This window comes from Kitasatospora sp. NPDC056800, from assembly GCF_042789775.1.
Lineage (GTDB): Bacteria > Actinomycetota > Actinomycetes > Streptomycetales > Streptomycetaceae > Kitasatospora.
Window position 1 is genome coordinate 9328 of sequence record NZ_JBHUAL010000072.1, and the last position, 16215, is coordinate 25542.

Sequence of the window (16215 nt, forward strand, 5' to 3'; positions counted from 1 at the left end):
ACCCGCCCCGCGCGTCCGCAACCCTGCCCTACCACCCGGCCGGGCCCCTGTCCCCCAGCCCGGGCAACCCCGCGCAGACGTCGGGGGGCCCACCCCCCCCTCAACCCCCCCCCCCCCCGCCCCGCGGGGGGGGGCCCCCCCGCCCCCCACCACCGGCCCGCCAAGACCGAGAACACCACCGAGGAGCCCCCGTTGCGGTCGACGAACCCCCACCGTGCACGCCACCGGTCCACCCGGTCGGCCGCCGCCTTCGCGGTCCTGGCCGCCGTGGCCCTGACGGGCGCACAGCCTGCGGACGCGTCCGCCCACACGCCCCCCGGCGCCGTACGGGCCGCGGGCGCCGGAGCGCTGCTGTCCCCGCAGGAGCACGCCGAACTGCTGAAGGAAGCCGCCCGGATCGCCGTCGAGCTGGCGAAGGCGCTGCACCTGGACCCGCGCGAGGTCCTGCAACCCGTCGACGCCGCCCAGGACGCGGACGGCACCGTCCACTTCCGCTACAACCGCACCTTCGCCGCGCTGCCGGTCCTCGGCGGCGACCTGGTCGTCCACCGCACCGCGCAGGGCGCCCTGTCGGACACCCGCGCCCACCGGGCGTCGATCGGCGTGCCGAGCACCACGCCGGTGGTCCCGGCGGCCCAGGTGGCGCAGTCGCTCCACACCACGCTGCCCCCACGCCTGGTCGTCTGGTCCGCCGCCGGAACCCCGTCACTGGCCTGGGAGTCGGTGCTGGAGGCGACGCAGGAGGACGGAACCCCGAGCGAACGGCACGTCGTGACCGACGCGACCACGGGCGGGCAGCTGTACGCCTACGAGGCCGTGCGCACCGGCATCGGCCAGGGCCAGTACAACGGCACGGTGCCCCTGGGCACCACCCACACCCTGCTCGGGTACGAAATGAACGACACCGCGCGCGGCGGCCACCGCACCTACGACATGCACCATGAGGCCAAGGGCCGAGGAGACCTGTTCACCAACCAGACCGACCGGTGGGGCAGCGGCGACCAGAGCAACGACGAGACCGCGGGCGTCGACGCCCACTACGGCGCCGCCCAGACCTGGGACTACCTCCAGGACGTCCACGGCCGCACCGGCATCCGCGGCGACGGCGTCGGCGCCTACAGCCGGGTCCACGCCGGCTCCAACTACACGAACGCCTTCTGGAGCGACAAGTGCTTCTGCATGACCTACGGTGACGGGCCCGGCAACGCCAAGCCCCTGACCGAACTCGACGTGGCCGCCCACGAGATGATCCACGGACTCACCTCCGCTACCGCCGGCCTGGAGTACACCGGGGAGTCCGGCGGCCTCAATGAGTCCACCAGCGACATCTTCGGCACCGCGGTCTCCTTCCACGCCGACAACCCCACCGACGTCCCCGCCTACCTGATGGGCAAGCACCTCGACCTCGACGGCAAGGGCACCCCGCTGCGCTACCTGGACCAGCCCTCCAAGGACGGCCACTCCCCGGACTACTGGTACGACGGCATCGCCGGCCTCGACGTCCACTACTCCTCGGGCCCCGCCAACCACTTCTTCTACCTGCTGGCCGAGGGCAGCGGCCCCAAGACCGTCAACGGCTACGACTACGACAGCCCCACCGTCGACGGCCGGGTCGTCACCGGCATCGGCCGGGCGGACGCCGAACGGATCTGGTACCGCGCGCTGACCACCTACATGACCTCCACCACCGACTACTCCGGCGCCCGCGCCGCCACCCTCCAGGCCGCCGCCGACCTCTTCGGCCCCGACAGCGCCACCGTCACCGCCGTCGCCGACACCTGGTCCGCGGTCAACGTGAACAGCTGACACCATCCGAGAGGCGGCCCCGGATGACCGCTCCCCCCGTACGGCCCGCCGGTCCCGAGGACGCCGACGAGCTGCTGCGCCTGCGCGTCGCGGTGCTCGACGGCGCCCGGCCCGCCGACGACTGGCGGGCCGCCTTCCGCGACGAGATGCGCGCGCGGCTCGGCACCGACCCGGACCTGCTCGCCTTCGTCGCCCCCGCCGACGGCGGCGCGCTGGCGGCCTGCGCCATCGGCGTCGTCCACCGCTGCTACCGGGGCCCCAGCCACCCCACCGGCCGGTGGGCCCGGATCCACACCGTGGTCACCGACCCGGCCCACCGGCGCCGGGGCCACGCCCGCGCCGTCACCACCGCCCTGGTCCGGGCGCTCCGGCTCCGCGGCTGCGGCTCGATCGAACTGCGCGCCACCGAGGCCGGCGCCCCGCTCTACCGCGCCCTCGGGTTCCACCCCGTGGACGGCTACATGATGCTGCGGCCCGGCCCGGCCGAGCTCTGACCCCGCCGGTTGGTCGGCGTCCTCACGGGAGGACCGAGCCGCGAACGCGACCGCTCCCTCGCGACGGGCGCCGACGTCGCGCAGGCACTGACCACCCTCGGATACCGGATCCGGGTGCTCGACACCATTGATCCCGCGTTCGCGGACCAGGTGCGCGCGGTGGACGTGGCCTTCCTGGCGCTGGCGGGCCGGCACACGGAGGACGGCAGGCTGCAGGGCTTCCTGGAGACGAGCGGCATCCCCTACACGGGCTCGGGAGTCCGGGCCAGTGCCCTCGCCATGCACAAGCCCACCGCCAAGATCGTGGCCGGCGCGGCGGGCGTGCCCGTGCTGGCCGGAGTCCTCGTGCCGGACACCCAGGCCGCCGCCGCGGCCGCCGAAGACGTCCTCGCCCGGCTGGCCGCCCCGGTCATCGTCAAGGCGCGCGCCGAGGGCAGCTCGATCGGCATCGCCGTGGCCCGCGACCGGAGCGGGCTGACGCAGGTGCTCGAGGACCTTCGCGCCGCCGGCCACCGCCTGTTCGTCGAACCGTTCGTCGAGGGCCGGACCGTGACGGTCGGAATCCTGGAGTCGGACGGCGACCCGGTGCCCCTCCCCGCCGCGGAGGTCCTCACCGCCGGCGAGTTCTACGACCACGCGGCGAAGAACAGCCCGGACCTGCACTCCTTCAGGTGTCCGGCCGACCTGCCGGACGGGACGGCACGGGGGATCAGGGAGGCCGCCCGGCGAGCACACACCGCACTCGGCTGCTCGAGCCACTCACGAAGCGACTTCGTCATCGCCCCGGACGGGGGCTTCCACTGGCTCGAACTCAACACCCTGCCGGCGCTGCGCCGTACCGCCACCCTCCCGCTGACGGCCGCAGCTGTGGGCATCGGCTACGAAGAGTTGGTCGAGCGGGTCCTGCGCGGTGCCTTCGCACCGCGCGACTGAGGAGGGAAAACGATCACCTGTCAGAGGTGCTGGACGAGGCCGACGCCCAGGGCGATGAGCGCCGCGGCGAGGAGGAGGGCTCCGCCCCGGGTGAGGTGGGTGCCGGGGGAGGAGTGGCCTTCGGTGCCGAGGGCGAGGTGCAGGAAGAAGCCGCCGGACTGGGCGAGCACTCCGGCCAGCAGGAGGATGCCGAAGAGCCACTCCGTTCCGGAGGAGAACCCCGCGCGGGGCAGGTAGAGGAAGTAGACCAGCGACAGGATCAGCAGCACGCCGGCGTGGGCGTGGCCGGCGCGGAAGGACCGCTCGCGCAGCGGGGTGAGCGTGCCGTTCTGGACGGTGGTCAGCTGAAGCAGCGCGTGTCCGCCGAACTCCACGGTCACCAGCGAGAAGACGGCGACAGCCGGCAGGAGTGTGGACGCTTCCATGGTGGGCCGCCTTCGAGGTGTCGGGCCGGGCAAGTGGTCGCAGGCTACGGGGGCATCCGCCGGGCTCCCGCCGGTCGCGGGCGGGGCCCGGTACGGGTCCACCCGGATGCGGGGCGCGAGGAGAGGTCGAGGGCCGGTAGGACCTGCTCGTGGCCGCCTGCGCGGCGCCACCGGCAAGGCTGGTCACGGACGGTAATCTGACGGTCACTTGCTTGTATTCGCAGTACTCGCACCGCATGACGAGGGTGGTACGACAGTGACCGACGTGATCAAGACGCCCCAACCGCTCGCCGAGCAGGCCCCGAGCGCACTGCTCCTGCTGGCGCACGGCAGCCTCGCTCCCGAGGCGCAGGAGTCCACCCGGGCGCTCGCCCGCGCGGTCGAGGCCTCCCATGGGAGCCGGGTCGAGGTGGCCTTCCTCCGGCACGCCGGCCCCACGGCCCGTGAAGCGCTGGGCGCGCTCGCCGACGCCGGGCACGAGGAGGTGGTCGTGGTGCCGCTGCTGCTGACCGCCGCCTTCCACGCCCGGGTCGACCTGCCCAAGGCACTGCTCGACCCGCCGGGCAAGGCGCCGATCGTGGCGCCGGTGCTGGGCGGTCCCACCGGCGTGCCCGACGGACGGCTGGTCGCGGCGCTGCGGCGCCGGCTCACCGAACTGGACGTCGAGTTCGACGCGGTGGTGCTGGCGGCGGCGGGCAGCGTCGACGCCGCCGCGTCCTCGTCGGTGGCCGCGATGGCGTCCGCGCTGGGCACGGAGCTCGGCCTGCCGTGCCGGGCCGCTTTCGCGTCGGCCACCGAGCCGACCCCCGGCGAGGCGGTGGCGGAGCTGCGCCGGGCCGGGGCCCGGCGGATCGCGGTCGCGTCCTACTGCTTCGCCGCCGGCCTGCTGTTCCGCGTGACCGTCGAGGCGGCTACCGTGGCCGGCGTGGTCGGCGTCTCCCAACCGCTCGGCGACGCGCCGGAGTTGGTCGAACTCGTCCTGGAACGCTTCCACCAGGCCCGCGACGCGAAGGTCTGACCGGCGACACCTCCGCCCGGCCGGTGAGCCGCCGCTGAGCCCGCTCGGCGGCGGATCACCGGCCGGAGGGGAGCGGGACGCCCGGGTGCCGTGGATCGCCGGCGGGCGCGCCGCAGTCCGGGGCGGGAGCCAGGAGATCGCCGTGGTGTCGGTGGAGGAGGCGTTCGTGCTCCGCGCTGAAGTGCTCGCGCCAGCCGCCCACGGCGAGTTCGCCGCTCCCGGCGCCGGGGGCCTCGGGCAGGGCGGCGAGGGCCGCCGCCGGGCCGGGGTGGCCGGTGGCGGTCAGGAGCCGGCGCAGAGCGCGGTCGCGGGCCTCGGTGGTGCCGCCCTGGGCGGGGCCGGCGAGTTCCTCGTGGGTGAGGACGCAGACGGCGGGGTGGCGCAGCAGCCACTGGCACTGGCGGGCTTCGCGGATGCCGGGGAAGCCGGGGTCGGTGAGGGCGAGGGTGATCCTGGCGTCCATGGTGGGCAGGGCGCTGACGATGTCGCGGTAGACGAGGTGGTCGGGCAGGGAGCCGACGCGCCCGGCGGGTTGGGAGAGCAGGTGGATCTGCTGGACGACGCGGTCGCGTACGTCGCGGTGGTGGTAGACGATCGGCGGCCGCGTGGTGGCGTGCCAGGTGCGCAGGAGGCCTGCGTCGGCGCGTTCCAGGTCCAGGCTGTTGACGTACCAGCAGCCGTGGCCCGGCAGGAGTCGGGGCAGGTCGGTGTCGGGGACGCGGGTGAGGCGCTCTTCGAGGGCGGGGTCGACGGGTGAGGCGGCGGTGACGGGCTGGCCGAGCCGGGTCCACCACACCCGCCACAGGGCGTTCACGGCCTGCTGGAAGGCGGCTTCCAGGTCTTCCCGGTGGTCGCGCTGCCCGCGCAGCAGGCGTGCGGCCTCGTCCTGGCCGTAGGCGGCGCGGAGCAGGCGGGAGACCTCGCCGGGGCCGGGCCGTTCGCCGTTGTCGGGCTGGGTGCCGCTCATCGTGCCGTAGGGGGTGTAGCCGAGCGCGGTGGTGATACGGGCCAGCAGGGGGGTGCCGCTGCCGCGCGGCGAGACGACGATCAGCTGGGGTACGGCCATGGCGGATCTCCCGGAGAGGCTGCGGGGGCGAGGAGGAGGTCCTCGTAGGTATGGTGACGGCGGGTGGTGACGCGCTCGTGCAGCAGGGTGGCGGCGCGGGCGTGTTCGCCGGTGTCGATCAGAGCGCGGGCCAGGGTGTCCTGGACGATCTCGCGTTCCACCCGTACGCCGCCGATCCGTTCCACCCGCGCGCCGAGGCGGGTCAGGAGGTCGACGGCCGCCCGGGCGCGGCCGGCGGTGACGTGGGCGAGGGCCTGGACGACCGGGGTGAGGACCTCGCGGTAGTCGGGGCGCTCGTCGGCGGCCGTCCGTCGGGCCAGGGCCTCCAGGTCCTCGGTGGCCGCCTCGACGGCCAGCGCGAGGGCCAGGTTGAAGGTGTGGAAGACCTCGGCCATGCCGCCCGGTCCGGCCAGCAGGCTCCGGACGTGGTCGAGGTCGCAGCGGCCGGCGGGTCGCTGCCCGGCCAGCAGCAGGCGCCAGTTCGTCGCTGACCGCATCCCCACGTCGGCGCGGCTCAGGACCTCGTCGGCCCGGCGGCGCGCGTCCGTGAAGTCCCCGCAGGCCAGTGACTGCAGGGCGGCGTGCCAGGTGAGGTGTTTGAACTGCATCGCCTGCGGGTCGACGGCCAGCCACCGGTCGAGGAAGGCGGTGGAGGCGGGGCCCGCTCCCAGTTCGTGCTCGGCGTGCGCGCGGGCGTGCGCGGCGAGCCCGGAGCGCGGGTAGCGGGCCAGGGCGTGCCCGGCCAGTTCGAGCGCCTCCTCGACGCGCCCCTGCTCGGCCCGGGTCCACGCGAGCCTGCCCGTCCACGGCCAACTGTCCGCGCCGGCCAGGGCGTACTGCTGTTCGGCCAGCGCGTCGCCGTGCGCGCGGTAGCCGGCGTCCCCGCAGGCGTGGAAGGCGTCCAGCATGAGGGAGGCCACCTCGTCCCCGGGCCACCGCGCGAAATGCGTCACCAGGTGGTCGGCCGTCAGCCGGAACTGTCGGTGGGTGTAGAGGAAGACCCCGTACACCAGGCTCGCCGACCGCGCGTCCGCCGCCTGGGCGTCCCGGTACGCGACCACCAGCTCCTCCCGCAGCGCCCCATCGCTCAGGCCCCCGGCCGTCGCCAGCACGAGAAGCGCCCGTGCCACCCCCAGCCGTGGACGCTCGGCCACCCAGTCCCGTACCAACGGCACCGCGCGCCCGCTCATCGCCGCCAGCTCCCGTACGGCGGCGTTCTCCAGCGACACGCCCGCCGCTCCGGGGCCGGCCACGACACCACCGCCTCGCATCACGTCGGGCCCGCCGGATCAGTACGGGGACATGAACACGGCGGTGCAGACGATCCCGCTGCTGCCGCAGTGGTTGCGGGGCAGGCTCAGCGGCAGGCCGAGCTGGTTGCCGCTCGCCGTCCCGCTGTCGGAGACCGTGCCCCCGAGGGCCTGCGCGCCGACGTCGTGGTTCTCACAGGAGTTGCCGAACACCGCGTTGCCCACCCCGACGACGCCGGCCTGTGCGGCGCCGGCTGGGACCAGCACCGCCCCCACGGCCGTACCCAGCACCGCCATCCGCTTGCCCGCGGTGCGCGCACTGCTGCCCGCGCCCTGGCGCTCCGTGCCCGCCACCCTGCTCATCGCACTCCCTCCTCGCGCGGGCCCGGCGAACGCCGGTGCCCGTGCAGGCCAGGTCCCGGGCGAGCGCCCGGGACCTGGCCTGGTCAACGACGGAATCTCGCTCCGGATACGCACTGTCGAGGCGGTGCACCCGGCTTGGGGACCGTCGGGACGCCGTGCGGACCGGTTGCCGGCCGCGGTCGTCCCGTCGCGGAGTCCGGAGGCGGTGCTACAGGTCGTCGGTGAACAGCAGGAGGTTGGGGGTGCCCTCGCGCACGTCGGTCAGGACGTCCGGGGTGGCGGTGTACTGGAGGAAGTCGGAGACGTCGATCGGCTCGGCGTCCGGGTGTTCCGCGAGGTAGAGGGCGGCGGTGCCGGTGACGTGCGGCGCGGCCATGGAGGTGCCGCTGAGGGTGGTGCTGCCGCCGCCGAGCTTGGCGGACAGGATCGCCTGGCCGGGGGCGTGGAGGGCGACGCAGGAGCCCCAGTTGGAGAAGTCGGCCTCCTCGTCCCGCCGGTTGGTGGCGGCGACGGTGACGACCCCGTACGCGGAGGCGGGGGAGACGGTGCAGGCGTCGACGGCGTCGTTTCCGGCGGCGACGACGGGCAGGACGCCCTGGTCGGAGAGGGCGGTGGCGGCGTCGTTGACGGCCCGGGAGCGTTCCTCGCCGAGGGAGGCGTTGAGGACGGCGGGGTACCGGGCGTTGCTCGCGACCCAGTCGAGGCCGGCGATCATCTGGGCCTTGTCGCCGTTGCCGGTGCAGTCCACGACGCGGACCGAGACGAGGCGGGCCCGCGGGGCGACGCCGTAGGTGCGGCCGGCGACGGTGCCGGCGACATGGGTGCCGTGGCCGTGGCAGTCGAGGCCGTCGCGGCCGTCGCCGATGGCGTCGAAGCCGGGGACGGCGCGCCCGCCGAACTCCGGGTGGGTGTAGTCGATGCCGCTGTCGAGGATGTAGGCGGTCGCGCCGGCGCCGTGGCCGCGGGTGGTGAACTGGCCGTCCAGGGGCAGGTACCGCTGGTCGATGCGGTCCAGGCCCCAGGTGGCGGCCGGAGCCCGGATGGTGTGGCTGGGCCGGTCCGCACCGTCGACGGGGGTGGGGAGGCGGAAAGCGGTGTTCTCCTCGACGGCCTCGACGGCGGGACTGGTCCGTACGGTGTTCAGCAGGAGCGGGTCGAGGGCGGCGGCGAAGCCGTTCAATGCGGCGCCGTAGATGAACCTGGGGGTGATGCCCAGCGCTCGCAGGACCTCACCGGGGTCGCGGCCGTGCTTGAGGGTGACGATGTACTGCCCGGGTACGGCCCGGGCGGAGTGCGCCACGGACACGGCGGAGGTGGGTGGTTGGGCGCCGTGCGCGGCGGTGGGGACCGTGGCGGGCACGAGGGCCAGCAGCAGGGCCGCTGACGCCCGGCGGAGGGACGGGTACACGGATGTGCTCCGATCGGTCGGGATCATGGTGGCGAACGCGGACTACCCGGACGGGCGTCGGGTGCCCGAGCGGACGCGGGGTGCGATGTGCCCCTCCCGGCCCGTGCCGCCCGCGAGTCGGAGGAGGAGACCGGGCAGGTCGGTGGCGGCGTAGCGCGGCTGGACGCGGGGGAGGCGGGTGGTGTCGGAGAGGAGGAGGACGGGGCCGTCGTCCGGGTCGTCGGGGAGGCGGCCGTGGCTGCCGCGGACGTGGGTGGCGTCGAGCGGGACGACGGACAGGGTGGAGCGAAGGCCGAGCCGGCGGCGGGCGAGGGCGGCAGCGGCCCGGAGTCGGACGAGGCGGTCGGCGGGGTCGAGGAGGAGTTCGGCGGGGTCGTAGCCGGGTTTGCGGTGGATCTCGACACAGCGGGCGAAGTCCGGGGCGCGGGTGTCGTCCAGCCAGTAGTAGTACGTGAACCAGGCGTTGGTGGTGGCGACGGCGACGAGTTCGCCCGTGCGGGCGTGGTCGATTCCGTACGCGGCCTTGCCCGCGCTGTCGAGGACGCGTTCCACTCCGGGTAGCGCTCGGACGAGCTCCGCGACGCGCGGCAGGTCGGCGGGGTCGGGCACGTAGAGGTGGGCCACCTGGTGGTCGGCGACGGCGAACGCCCGGGACGTGTACGGGTCGAGGTACTCCATCCCGGCCTGGGTGTACACCGTGAGGAGGCCGGCCGCGCGCAGCGCGCGGTTGATGTGGACGGGGTGGTCGACCGCGGTGATGCCGTACTCGGACAGTGCAACGACGGTGGTCCCGCGCTCCCGGGCCAGGCGGAGCAGGGGCGCCAGGACGGTGTCGAGGGCCCTGGCCGCGGCGGCGGCCTGGGGTGCGGCGGGGCCGAAGCGCTGGAGGTCGTAGTCGAGGTGCGGCAGGTAGGCGAGGGTCAGGTCGGGTGCGGCGGTGCGGATGACGTGCTCGGTGGCCCGCGCGATCCACCTGCTGGAGGCGATGGAGGCGCGGGGCCCCCAGTAGTCGAAGAGCGGGAACGGTCCGAGGGCGTCGGTCAGTTCGTCGCGCAGGCCCGGTGGGACGGTGTAGCAGTCGGGGGACTTGTGGCCGTCCGCGTGGTAGACGGGGCGCGGGGTGACGGTGATGTCGGTGCCGGCGCCCATGGCGTACCACCAGCAGATGTTGGCGACGCGGTAGCCCGGGTGGCGCCGCCTGGTGGTGTCCCACACCTTCTCGCCCTCCACCAGCAGGTTGTGCTGGCGCCACAGGAGCACCTCGCCGAGGTCGCGGAAGTACCAGCCGTTCCCGACGATCCCGTGTCGGCTCGGGGGGAGCCCGGTCAGCAGGCTGGCCTGGACGGAGCAGGTGACCGCGGGGAAGACCGGTTCCAGCTGGGCGCCGTGCCCCGGGGTGTCGCCGTCGGGTTCGGCGACGGCCCGCAGGTGCGGCATGTGGCGCAGGAGGCGGGGGGTGAGCGCGGCGACGTTCAGCACCAGCAGGGGCGTGGGGCGGCCGGTGGTCACGAGGTGTGCTCCAGCAGTCCGGCGGCGAGCAACTGCTGGCGGGTCCAGGCGAGTTCGGCGGCGATGCCCGCGACCAGTGCCTCGTCGTCGGACGGCCGGTCCCGGCCCGGGAGCACCGACCAGGTGTACGTCTCGACCTCCAGGTGGTCGGTGACGGGGTGCGGGCCGTGGACGAGGGCGCGGATGGCGTCGGTCAGCACCGGCCCGGTCGCGGTGAGCGGCGGTTCCGGGTCGGCGTGCACGGGGACGTGGAAGTGCACCCGCCACGGGCGCGGATCGGCGTCGTCGGCCGGGGAGCGGAGGGCGAGGTCGAGGTCGTCCCACCGCTCCGGGCGGGGGCCGGCGGGCTCGGCGCGGGTCTGGTGCAGGAACCGCGGCTCGGCGAAGCGCGCGAGCGCCCGTCGTACGGCGGGGTCGGAGGGATCGTCGGCCTGGAGGGCGCTGGAGAGCTGGGCCTTGACGACGGGCAGGCCGGCGTCGGCCAGGCCGCGGAGGGCGGACGGCGGGTCCTCGAAGTCGACGGCGAGGTGGCAGACGTCCAGGCAGACGCCGACGCGTTCGGTGTCGAGCCCGGTGAGCCGTGCACAGGCGTCGCTCACGGTGGAGACCACGCACCCCGGTTCGGGTTCCAGACCGACCCGGACGCGGCGGCCGGAGTCGGACTCCGACTTGGCGAGCCCTTCGGCCAGTTCGTCCAGGCCGCGGCGGGCGCGGTCCTGGTGTCCGGGCGTCCAGCCGGCCCGCCAGCCCAGGGGGAGCGTGGAGATGCTCCCGCGGGCCGCGTCCTCGGGCAGCAGCGCGGACAGCACCCGGGCCAGGTCGAGGGTGTACGCCAGGCGGGCCGGGTCGCTCCAGTCCGGCCGGTAGACGGCCCGTTTGACGACCGGCTCGTGGAAGCCGCGGTAGGGGAAGCCGTTGAGGGTGACGACTTCGAGCCCCCGGGTGGACAGTTCGCGGCGCAGCCGGTCCAGGGCCGTCGCGTCCGTCGCCAGGGTGCGCGCCACGTCGTGGGCGAGCCACAGGCCCAGGCCCAGGGACGGCGCCGCGAGCCGTTCCCGGACGGGCTCGGCGTGGACGGCGAGTTGAGCCAGGACGCCGTCGAGGTCCTCCGCGGGGTGGACGTTGGTGCAGTAGGCGAGGTGGACGGTGCTGCCGTCGGGGTGGCGCAGTCGCATCGGGGGCGGTCTCCTTGCTCCGGGAAGGGCTACTCGCCGCGGGCGATGGAGTTCCCCAGGTACACGGCGTCGCCGGGCCGCTCGTGGGGCTCCTCGCGGTGGTCCGGCGTGTCGGGATCGTCCACCGGCAGGGTCAGGCGTCCGCTCTGGCCGTAGAAGGCGACCGGGTTGCGCCACATCACCTCGTCGACCTGGTCGGCGGTGAAGCCGGCTTCGAGCATCGCCTCCGCCGTGCGCCGGGTCGCCAGCGGGTCGCTGCGGCCCCAGTCGGCCGCGGAGTTGACCAGCACCCGGTGGGTTCCGTGGCGCTTGAGGAGCTGCACCAGGCGGTGGGGGTCCATCTTGGTGCGCGGGTAGACGGAGAACCCCGTCCAGCAGCCGGTGTCGGCGACCTCCGCCACGGTCAGCTCGGTCAGGTGGTCGACCAGGACCAGGTCGGGAGCGATCCCGCACTCGCGGAGCACGGCGAGCGTGCGCCTGGTCCCGACGGCCTTGTCCCGGTGCGGGGTGTGCACCAGGACGGGCAGTTCGTGGTCCATGGCGAGCCGGACCTGGGTGGCGAGCGCGTGGTCCTCCTCCGGGGTGACGGAGTCGTAGCCGACCTCGCCCACCGCCACCACCGCGTCCTTGTCCAGGTAGCGGGGCAGCACGTCGAGGACGGCGGTGCAGCGGGGGTCGTTGGCCTCCTTCGGGTTGAGGGCCAGGGCGCAGTGGTGGCGGATGCCGAACTGGGCCGCCCGGAAGGGTTCCCAGCCGATCAGGGAGTCGAAGTAGTCGACGAAGCTGGCGACGTCCGTGCGGGGCTGGCCCAGCCAGAACGCCGGTTCCACGACGGCCCGGATGCCGGCGTCCCGCATCGTCTGGTAGTCGTCGGTCGTCCGCGAGGTCATGTGGATGTGGGGGTCGAAGATGCGCATCAGGTCCCGGCAGGGTGAGGGGGCGGAAGGGGGTCGGTCGCGGCCGGTCGGGGGCCGGCCAGCGCGCGCACGTCGCCCGGTACGGGGCGTCCGGCGCCGGTGAGTTCACGGGCGTGCGTCGCGGCCATCCGGGCCAGTTCGGCGTCGGTCCGGTGGGGCAGCCCGGCCACGGCCCGCAGGGGGAGGGAGCAGTGCAGGCACTTCAGGACGGCCTCCCGGTAGGCGGGCGCCGGCAGGTGCCGCGCCCCGTAGGGGCCCAGTGCGGCGGCCAGCAGCCGGGGGTCGTTGGCGCGCAGCGCGTCGGACACCAGGGGGACGGCGTCGTCCCGCAGGCCGTACGGGGCCAGCAGGTCCAGCGGGCCGAGGGCGCGGAGCACGCCGCGCCGTTCCGCGGCGTCCCCGTGGCGGTAGACGGCGGACGCCCGGACGGCGGGGCCGTCGGCGGGGGCCGGGGCGGCGGCCAGCAGCAGGGCCCGTACGGCGTCGTCCACGGTCCAGGCCAGCGCTTCCGCGGGGACCGCGGGCGCCGGGTCCTGATGCGGTGCGGGGGCCGCCGCCAGCAGTGCCCGGCCGCCCCGGCGGCCCGCCTCGGCGAAGCGCCGGGGCAGGGCCTGGTCGGGTTCGGCGGCCACCTCGGTCAGAGCCGTGGCCAGCCAGCGGGCGGCGTCCGGTGTGAGCTGCCGGTCGAGGGCGGCGCGCAGGTCGCGGACGGTCACCCGGGCGGCGTTGCCGAAGCTCATCGCGGTGTCCGGGTGCCGTGCGCCGCGCCGGCGGCGGCTCGCAGGAAGGCCAGCGAGCGCGCGGCGAGCTGCGGCGCGGCGTGGCTGTGCCGCGGCAGTTCGACGCTGACCAGTCCCGGGAAGCCGGTGCGGCGCAGCGCGTCCAGCACGGGCGGGAAGTCGATCTCGCCCTGCCCGAACTCCAGGTGCTCGTGCACGCCCCTGCGCATGTCCTCGATCTGGACGTTGACCAGGTGCGGCCCGGCCCGTACGACGCAGTCGGACACCGGGGCGGCCTCCAGACAGCGGCAGTGGCCGATGTCGAGGGTCAGCCCGAGAGCGGGCGGATCGCCGAGGCGGCGGCGCAGCAGCTCGTAGGCGTCCAGGGTGTCGACGAGCATGCCCGGCTCCGGCTCGAAGCCCAGGACGACGCCATGGCGGTCCGCCTCCGCCACCGCCCACCCGCAGCCGTGGACCAGTCGTTCCCACGCCACCCGGGACGGCACGCCCGGGGCGGGCACGCCGCTCCACAGCGACACGGCCCCCGCGTTCAGATCGGCGGCCACCCGCATCGCCAGACCCAGGTACTCCAGCCGACGGCTCGGATCCTCGTCGACGAGCGTGGGGGCGTGCTTGGTCCACGGGTCGAGCAGGTAGCGGGCGCCGGTCTCCACCACGGTCTCCAGGCCCGTCTCGGCGAGTCGCCGGGCGACCCGCGCGACCCGCCGGGACAGCCCGGGGGCGAACGGGTCGAGGTGGCAGTGGTCCAGGGTGAGGGCGATCCCGTCGTAGCCGAGGTCCGCCAGCACGGCGATGGCCTCGGTCAGCCGGTGCCCGGCGAACCCGTTGGTGCCGTAGCCGAACCGCAGCCCCGTGTCCGCGCGTACGGCGTCCGTCCGTACAGCGTCCGTCCGTACGGGGCCGGGCTGCGCGTGGCCCTGGTCGGTGACCGTGCCGGTCATGTGGGGGACAGCTTTCGAAACAGGCGGCGGGCCACCGGCGCCGCGGCGAGCAGGGACAGGGCCACGGGCAGGGCGTCGGCGCGGCAGGCGCACGCGGCCTGGAGGGGGAGGACGGCGGCAATGCCGGCGGTGACGGCCTGTTGGAGGCGTCGAGGGTCGAGCCGGCCCGCCGCGGCTTGGGCGCCGCCGAAGCCGGCGACGTACACGGCGAGGGCGGCGAGGCGGACCGCCCGGCGACCCGGGGCGCCGCCTGCACCCGTGGCGGCGGCCACGGCGACGGCGCAGGTGGCGGCCGCGGTGGCGGGGAGGAGCAGGCCGTCCGCGCCCCGGACTTCGTGGCGGCTGAGCGCGCAGACCACCAGGGTGTGCGCGCCGACCACCGCGGCGGCGGGCGCGGTCGCGCGCAGCCCGTGGCCCCCGGTGCCCAGGAGGACGTCGAGGCCGCGGGCGGCGGCCATGGTGACGGGCCCGGCGACGGGACGGCCCTTGAGGCCCAGGTCGTAGCTCCAGACCACGGCCGCCAACGGCACCGCGACGGACAGGGCCCCGCGCCCACCGCCCGCCGCGGCGAGGGCGAGCCCTGTCCCGGTGAGGCCGGCGGCCAGGGCGAGGGCGACCGAAGGCTCCACCCGGCCGGAGGGGATCGGACGGTGCGGACGCTCGACCGCGTCGGTGTGCCGGTCGGCGTAGTCGTTGAGGGCCATGCCCGCCCAGTAGAGGCAGACCGAGGACAGGGCCAGCAGTCCGGTGGCCGGTCCGAGCGGGCGGCCGGCCAGCGTCGCCCCGACCAGGGGGTCGCCGGGCACGGTGATCGCGGCCGGTGCCCGGACGAGTTCGGCGACGGTGCCGAGGGCCGGGATCCTCATGTGCGCGGCCCGCCGCCCGCGGTCGCCGCCGCGGTCTCCGCCGCGAACGCCCGCAAGGCCTGGTACTGGTCGGTCAGGGCGTAACCACCCGAGCCGACCGGGTCCTTGAAGAAGAAGCCCAGGGCCCCGAGCGGGCCCGATACGCCCGCCGCGTGCGCGGTGGCGGTGAGCCGGACGAGATCCAGCACGAGCGGTGCGGCCAGTGCCGAGTCGCAGCCCTGCCAGGTGAACTGGAGGCTCATCCGCGTCCCGAGGAACCCTTCGAAGGCCACGTGGTCCCAGGCGGTCTTCCATTCGCCGAGCGCCGGTACGCAGTCGATGTGCACCGAGCCCTCCACCGGGTGCCCCAGCATGCGGCCCAGGCCCCGCCGCTTGGACGCCGTCTTGCTGGCGGCGGCGCCCGGATCGGCCAGGGTGGCGCCGTCCCCGCCGCCCAGCAGGTTCGTGCCGGACCAGGCCCGCACCTTCAACGCGCGGACGGCGAACATCGGTGCCAGGACCGACTGCACCAGCGTCTCGCCGGTCTTGGCGTCGCTGCCCGCGTACGGCAGGCCGCGCGCGCGGGCCAGGGCGTCCAGCGCGGGCAGCCGGGCACCGGTGGAGGGGGTGAAGTCCACGTAGGGGCAGTCGGCGGTGAAGGCCGCGTAGGCGTAGAGCGAGCTGGCCGGCAGGACGTCGGCCGGGCCGCGCAGGGCCGCCTCCAGCAGGTCGAGGTCGTGGTGTTCGGGGCGGTCCGGCACCGGCGCCTCGGTGGAGGCCACGTTGACGACCACGACGCGGTCCAGGCCCAGGCGCCGCCGGAAGCCCTCGATGTCGACGGCGAGCGCCCGGGCCGCCACCGCCTGGGGCAGTCCGCTCCGACCGGTGGCGTAGCCCGGGCGGATCTCCTGGTCGGCGGCGACGACGGCCTTCTCCAGCGGTTCGAGCAGCCGCTGCGGCAGCACCCCGGCCTCGGCCAGCTCGGCGGCCCGGACGGGCAGGGGGACGGAGCCGGTGTCGTGCCCGCCGAACACCAGGGCGCCGAGCGGCGGCAGCCGGGTCCCGGGGAAGTCCTCGCTCGCGGTGACGCACCCCGTCGGCTCGGCCAGCCCCGCACCGACCGCCGCCGCGCCCACCACGGTGGTGGTGGCCACCGAGCCGCGCGCCCCCACCAGCCAGACCCCCGTTCGGGGCCCCGCTCCCGGTTCCGGCATGTGCCAGGCTCCTTCCGCTCGCCGGTCCGCGGTCACTCTCCGTCGATTCGGCGGAAATGCCGCAGGACCCTATCCGTTGTCACGTCGTCAACGATCCATCTATGCCGACGG

16 protein-coding genes are annotated in these 16215 nt (G+C 75.2%); 4 read left to right on the top strand and 12 right to left on the bottom strand.

Features of this window, described 5'->3' with window-relative positions; translation table 11 throughout:
- The first annotated feature begins 192 nt into the window (after window positions 1-192).
- Genes ACFRQN_RS18025 through ACFRQN_RS18035 form a run of 3 tightly spaced genes read left to right on the top strand, consistent with a single transcriptional unit; the run spans window position 193 to window position 3233 of the window.
- Window positions 193-1806, top strand: coding sequence for a M4 family metallopeptidase (locus ACFRQN_RS18025; protein WP_074003229.1), 1614 nt, complete (start codon window positions 193-195; stop codon window positions 1804-1806).
- 23 nt (window positions 1807-1829) lie between these two features.
- Complete coding sequence (locus ACFRQN_RS18030; protein ID WP_074003228.1) at window positions 1830-2300, top strand: GNAT family N-acetyltransferase; 471 nt, start codon at window positions 1830-1832, stop codon at window positions 2298-2300.
- Window positions 2301-2309: 9 nt separating this feature from the next.
- Window positions 2310-3233, top strand: a complete 924-nt coding sequence (locus ACFRQN_RS18035; protein WP_074003227.1) for a D-alanine--D-alanine ligase — start codon at window positions 2310-2312, stop codon at window positions 3231-3233.
- A gap of 20 nt (window positions 3234-3253) precedes the next feature.
- Here the strand turns inward: ACFRQN_RS18035 and ACFRQN_RS18040 are convergent, their stop codons facing one another.
- Window positions 3254-3658 carry a hypothetical protein gene (locus ACFRQN_RS18040; RefSeq protein ID WP_074003226.1) on the bottom strand — a complete coding sequence of 135 codons (405 nt, stop codon included), beginning with the start codon at window positions 3656-3658 and terminating at the stop codon, window positions 3254-3256.
- Window positions 3659-3923: 265 nt separating this feature from the next.
- On the opposite strand from ACFRQN_RS18040, the gene ACFRQN_RS18045 reads away from it, so the two are divergent.
- Window positions 3924-4676 carry a sirohydrochlorin chelatase gene (locus ACFRQN_RS18045; RefSeq protein WP_198959385.1) on the top strand — a complete coding sequence of 251 codons (753 nt, stop codon included), beginning with the start codon at window positions 3924-3926 and terminating at the stop codon, window positions 4674-4676.
- A gap of 55 nt (window positions 4677-4731) precedes the next feature.
- Here the strand turns inward: ACFRQN_RS18045 and ACFRQN_RS18050 are convergent, their stop codons facing one another.
- From ACFRQN_RS18050 to ACFRQN_RS18100, 11 genes are all read right to left on the bottom strand, one after another.
- Complete coding sequence (locus ACFRQN_RS18050; protein ID WP_074003225.1) at window positions 4732-5742, bottom strand: hypothetical protein; 1011 nt, start codon at window positions 5740-5742, stop codon at window positions 4732-4734.
- Window positions 5724-6995: a hypothetical protein gene (locus ACFRQN_RS18055; RefSeq protein ID WP_241852941.1), complete on the bottom strand. Its 1272-nt coding sequence runs from the start codon at window positions 6993-6995 to the stop codon at window positions 5724-5726. Before ACFRQN_RS18055 ends, ACFRQN_RS18050 begins: the two co-directional genes overlap by 19 nt.
- Window positions 6996-7031: 36 nt before the next feature.
- Window positions 7032-7355, bottom strand: coding sequence for a chaplin family protein (locus tag ACFRQN_RS18060; RefSeq protein ID WP_074003223.1), 324 nt, complete (start codon window positions 7353-7355; stop codon window positions 7032-7034).
- A 208-nt stretch (window positions 7356-7563) separates the two neighbouring features.
- Window positions 7564-8790 (bottom strand): S8 family serine peptidase, encoded by a 1227-nt coding sequence (locus ACFRQN_RS18065; RefSeq protein WP_380741155.1) that lies wholly within the window; start codon window positions 8788-8790, stop codon window positions 7564-7566.
- A gap of 15 nt (window positions 8791-8805) precedes the next feature.
- Window positions 8806-10272 (bottom strand): alkaline phosphatase family protein, encoded by a 1467-nt coding sequence (locus ACFRQN_RS18070; RefSeq protein ID WP_380741156.1) that lies wholly within the window; start codon window positions 10270-10272, stop codon window positions 8806-8808.
- Window positions 10269-11447: a metabolite traffic protein EboE gene (gene eboE, locus ACFRQN_RS18075; protein ID WP_380741157.1), complete on the bottom strand. Its 1179-nt coding sequence runs from the start codon at window positions 11445-11447 to the stop codon at window positions 10269-10271. Before eboE ends, ACFRQN_RS18070 begins: the two co-directional genes overlap by 4 nt.
- Window positions 11448-11476: 29 nt before the next feature.
- Entirely contained in the window at window positions 11477-12364 is an 888-nt protein-coding gene (locus ACFRQN_RS18080) for a TatD family hydrolase (RefSeq protein ID WP_074003219.1), read from the bottom strand.
- Complete coding sequence (locus ACFRQN_RS18085; RefSeq protein ID WP_380741158.1) at window positions 12364-13104, bottom strand: EboA domain-containing protein; 741 nt, start codon at window positions 13102-13104, stop codon at window positions 12364-12366. Before ACFRQN_RS18085 ends, ACFRQN_RS18080 begins: the two co-directional genes overlap by 1 nt.
- Window positions 13101-14045 carry a sugar phosphate isomerase/epimerase family protein gene (locus tag ACFRQN_RS18090; protein WP_380741159.1) on the bottom strand — a complete coding sequence of 315 codons (945 nt, stop codon included), beginning with the start codon at window positions 14043-14045 and terminating at the stop codon, window positions 13101-13103. The genes ACFRQN_RS18085 and ACFRQN_RS18090 overlap by 4 nt, the downstream gene beginning before the upstream one ends.
- The gene (locus ACFRQN_RS18095; RefSeq protein WP_380741160.1) at window positions 14042-14911 is read right to left on the bottom strand and encodes an SCO3242 family prenyltransferase; all 870 of its coding nucleotides are present in this window, start codon (window positions 14909-14911) and stop codon (window positions 14042-14044) included. Before ACFRQN_RS18095 ends, ACFRQN_RS18090 begins: the two co-directional genes overlap by 4 nt.
- On the bottom strand, window positions 14908-16104 hold the full coding sequence (locus ACFRQN_RS18100) for an inositol-3-phosphate synthase (protein ID WP_380741161.1): 1197 nt from the start codon (window positions 16102-16104) through the stop codon (window positions 14908-14910). The genes ACFRQN_RS18095 and ACFRQN_RS18100 overlap by 4 nt, the downstream gene beginning before the upstream one ends.
- Between the last annotated feature and the right edge of the window lie 111 nt (window positions 16105-16215).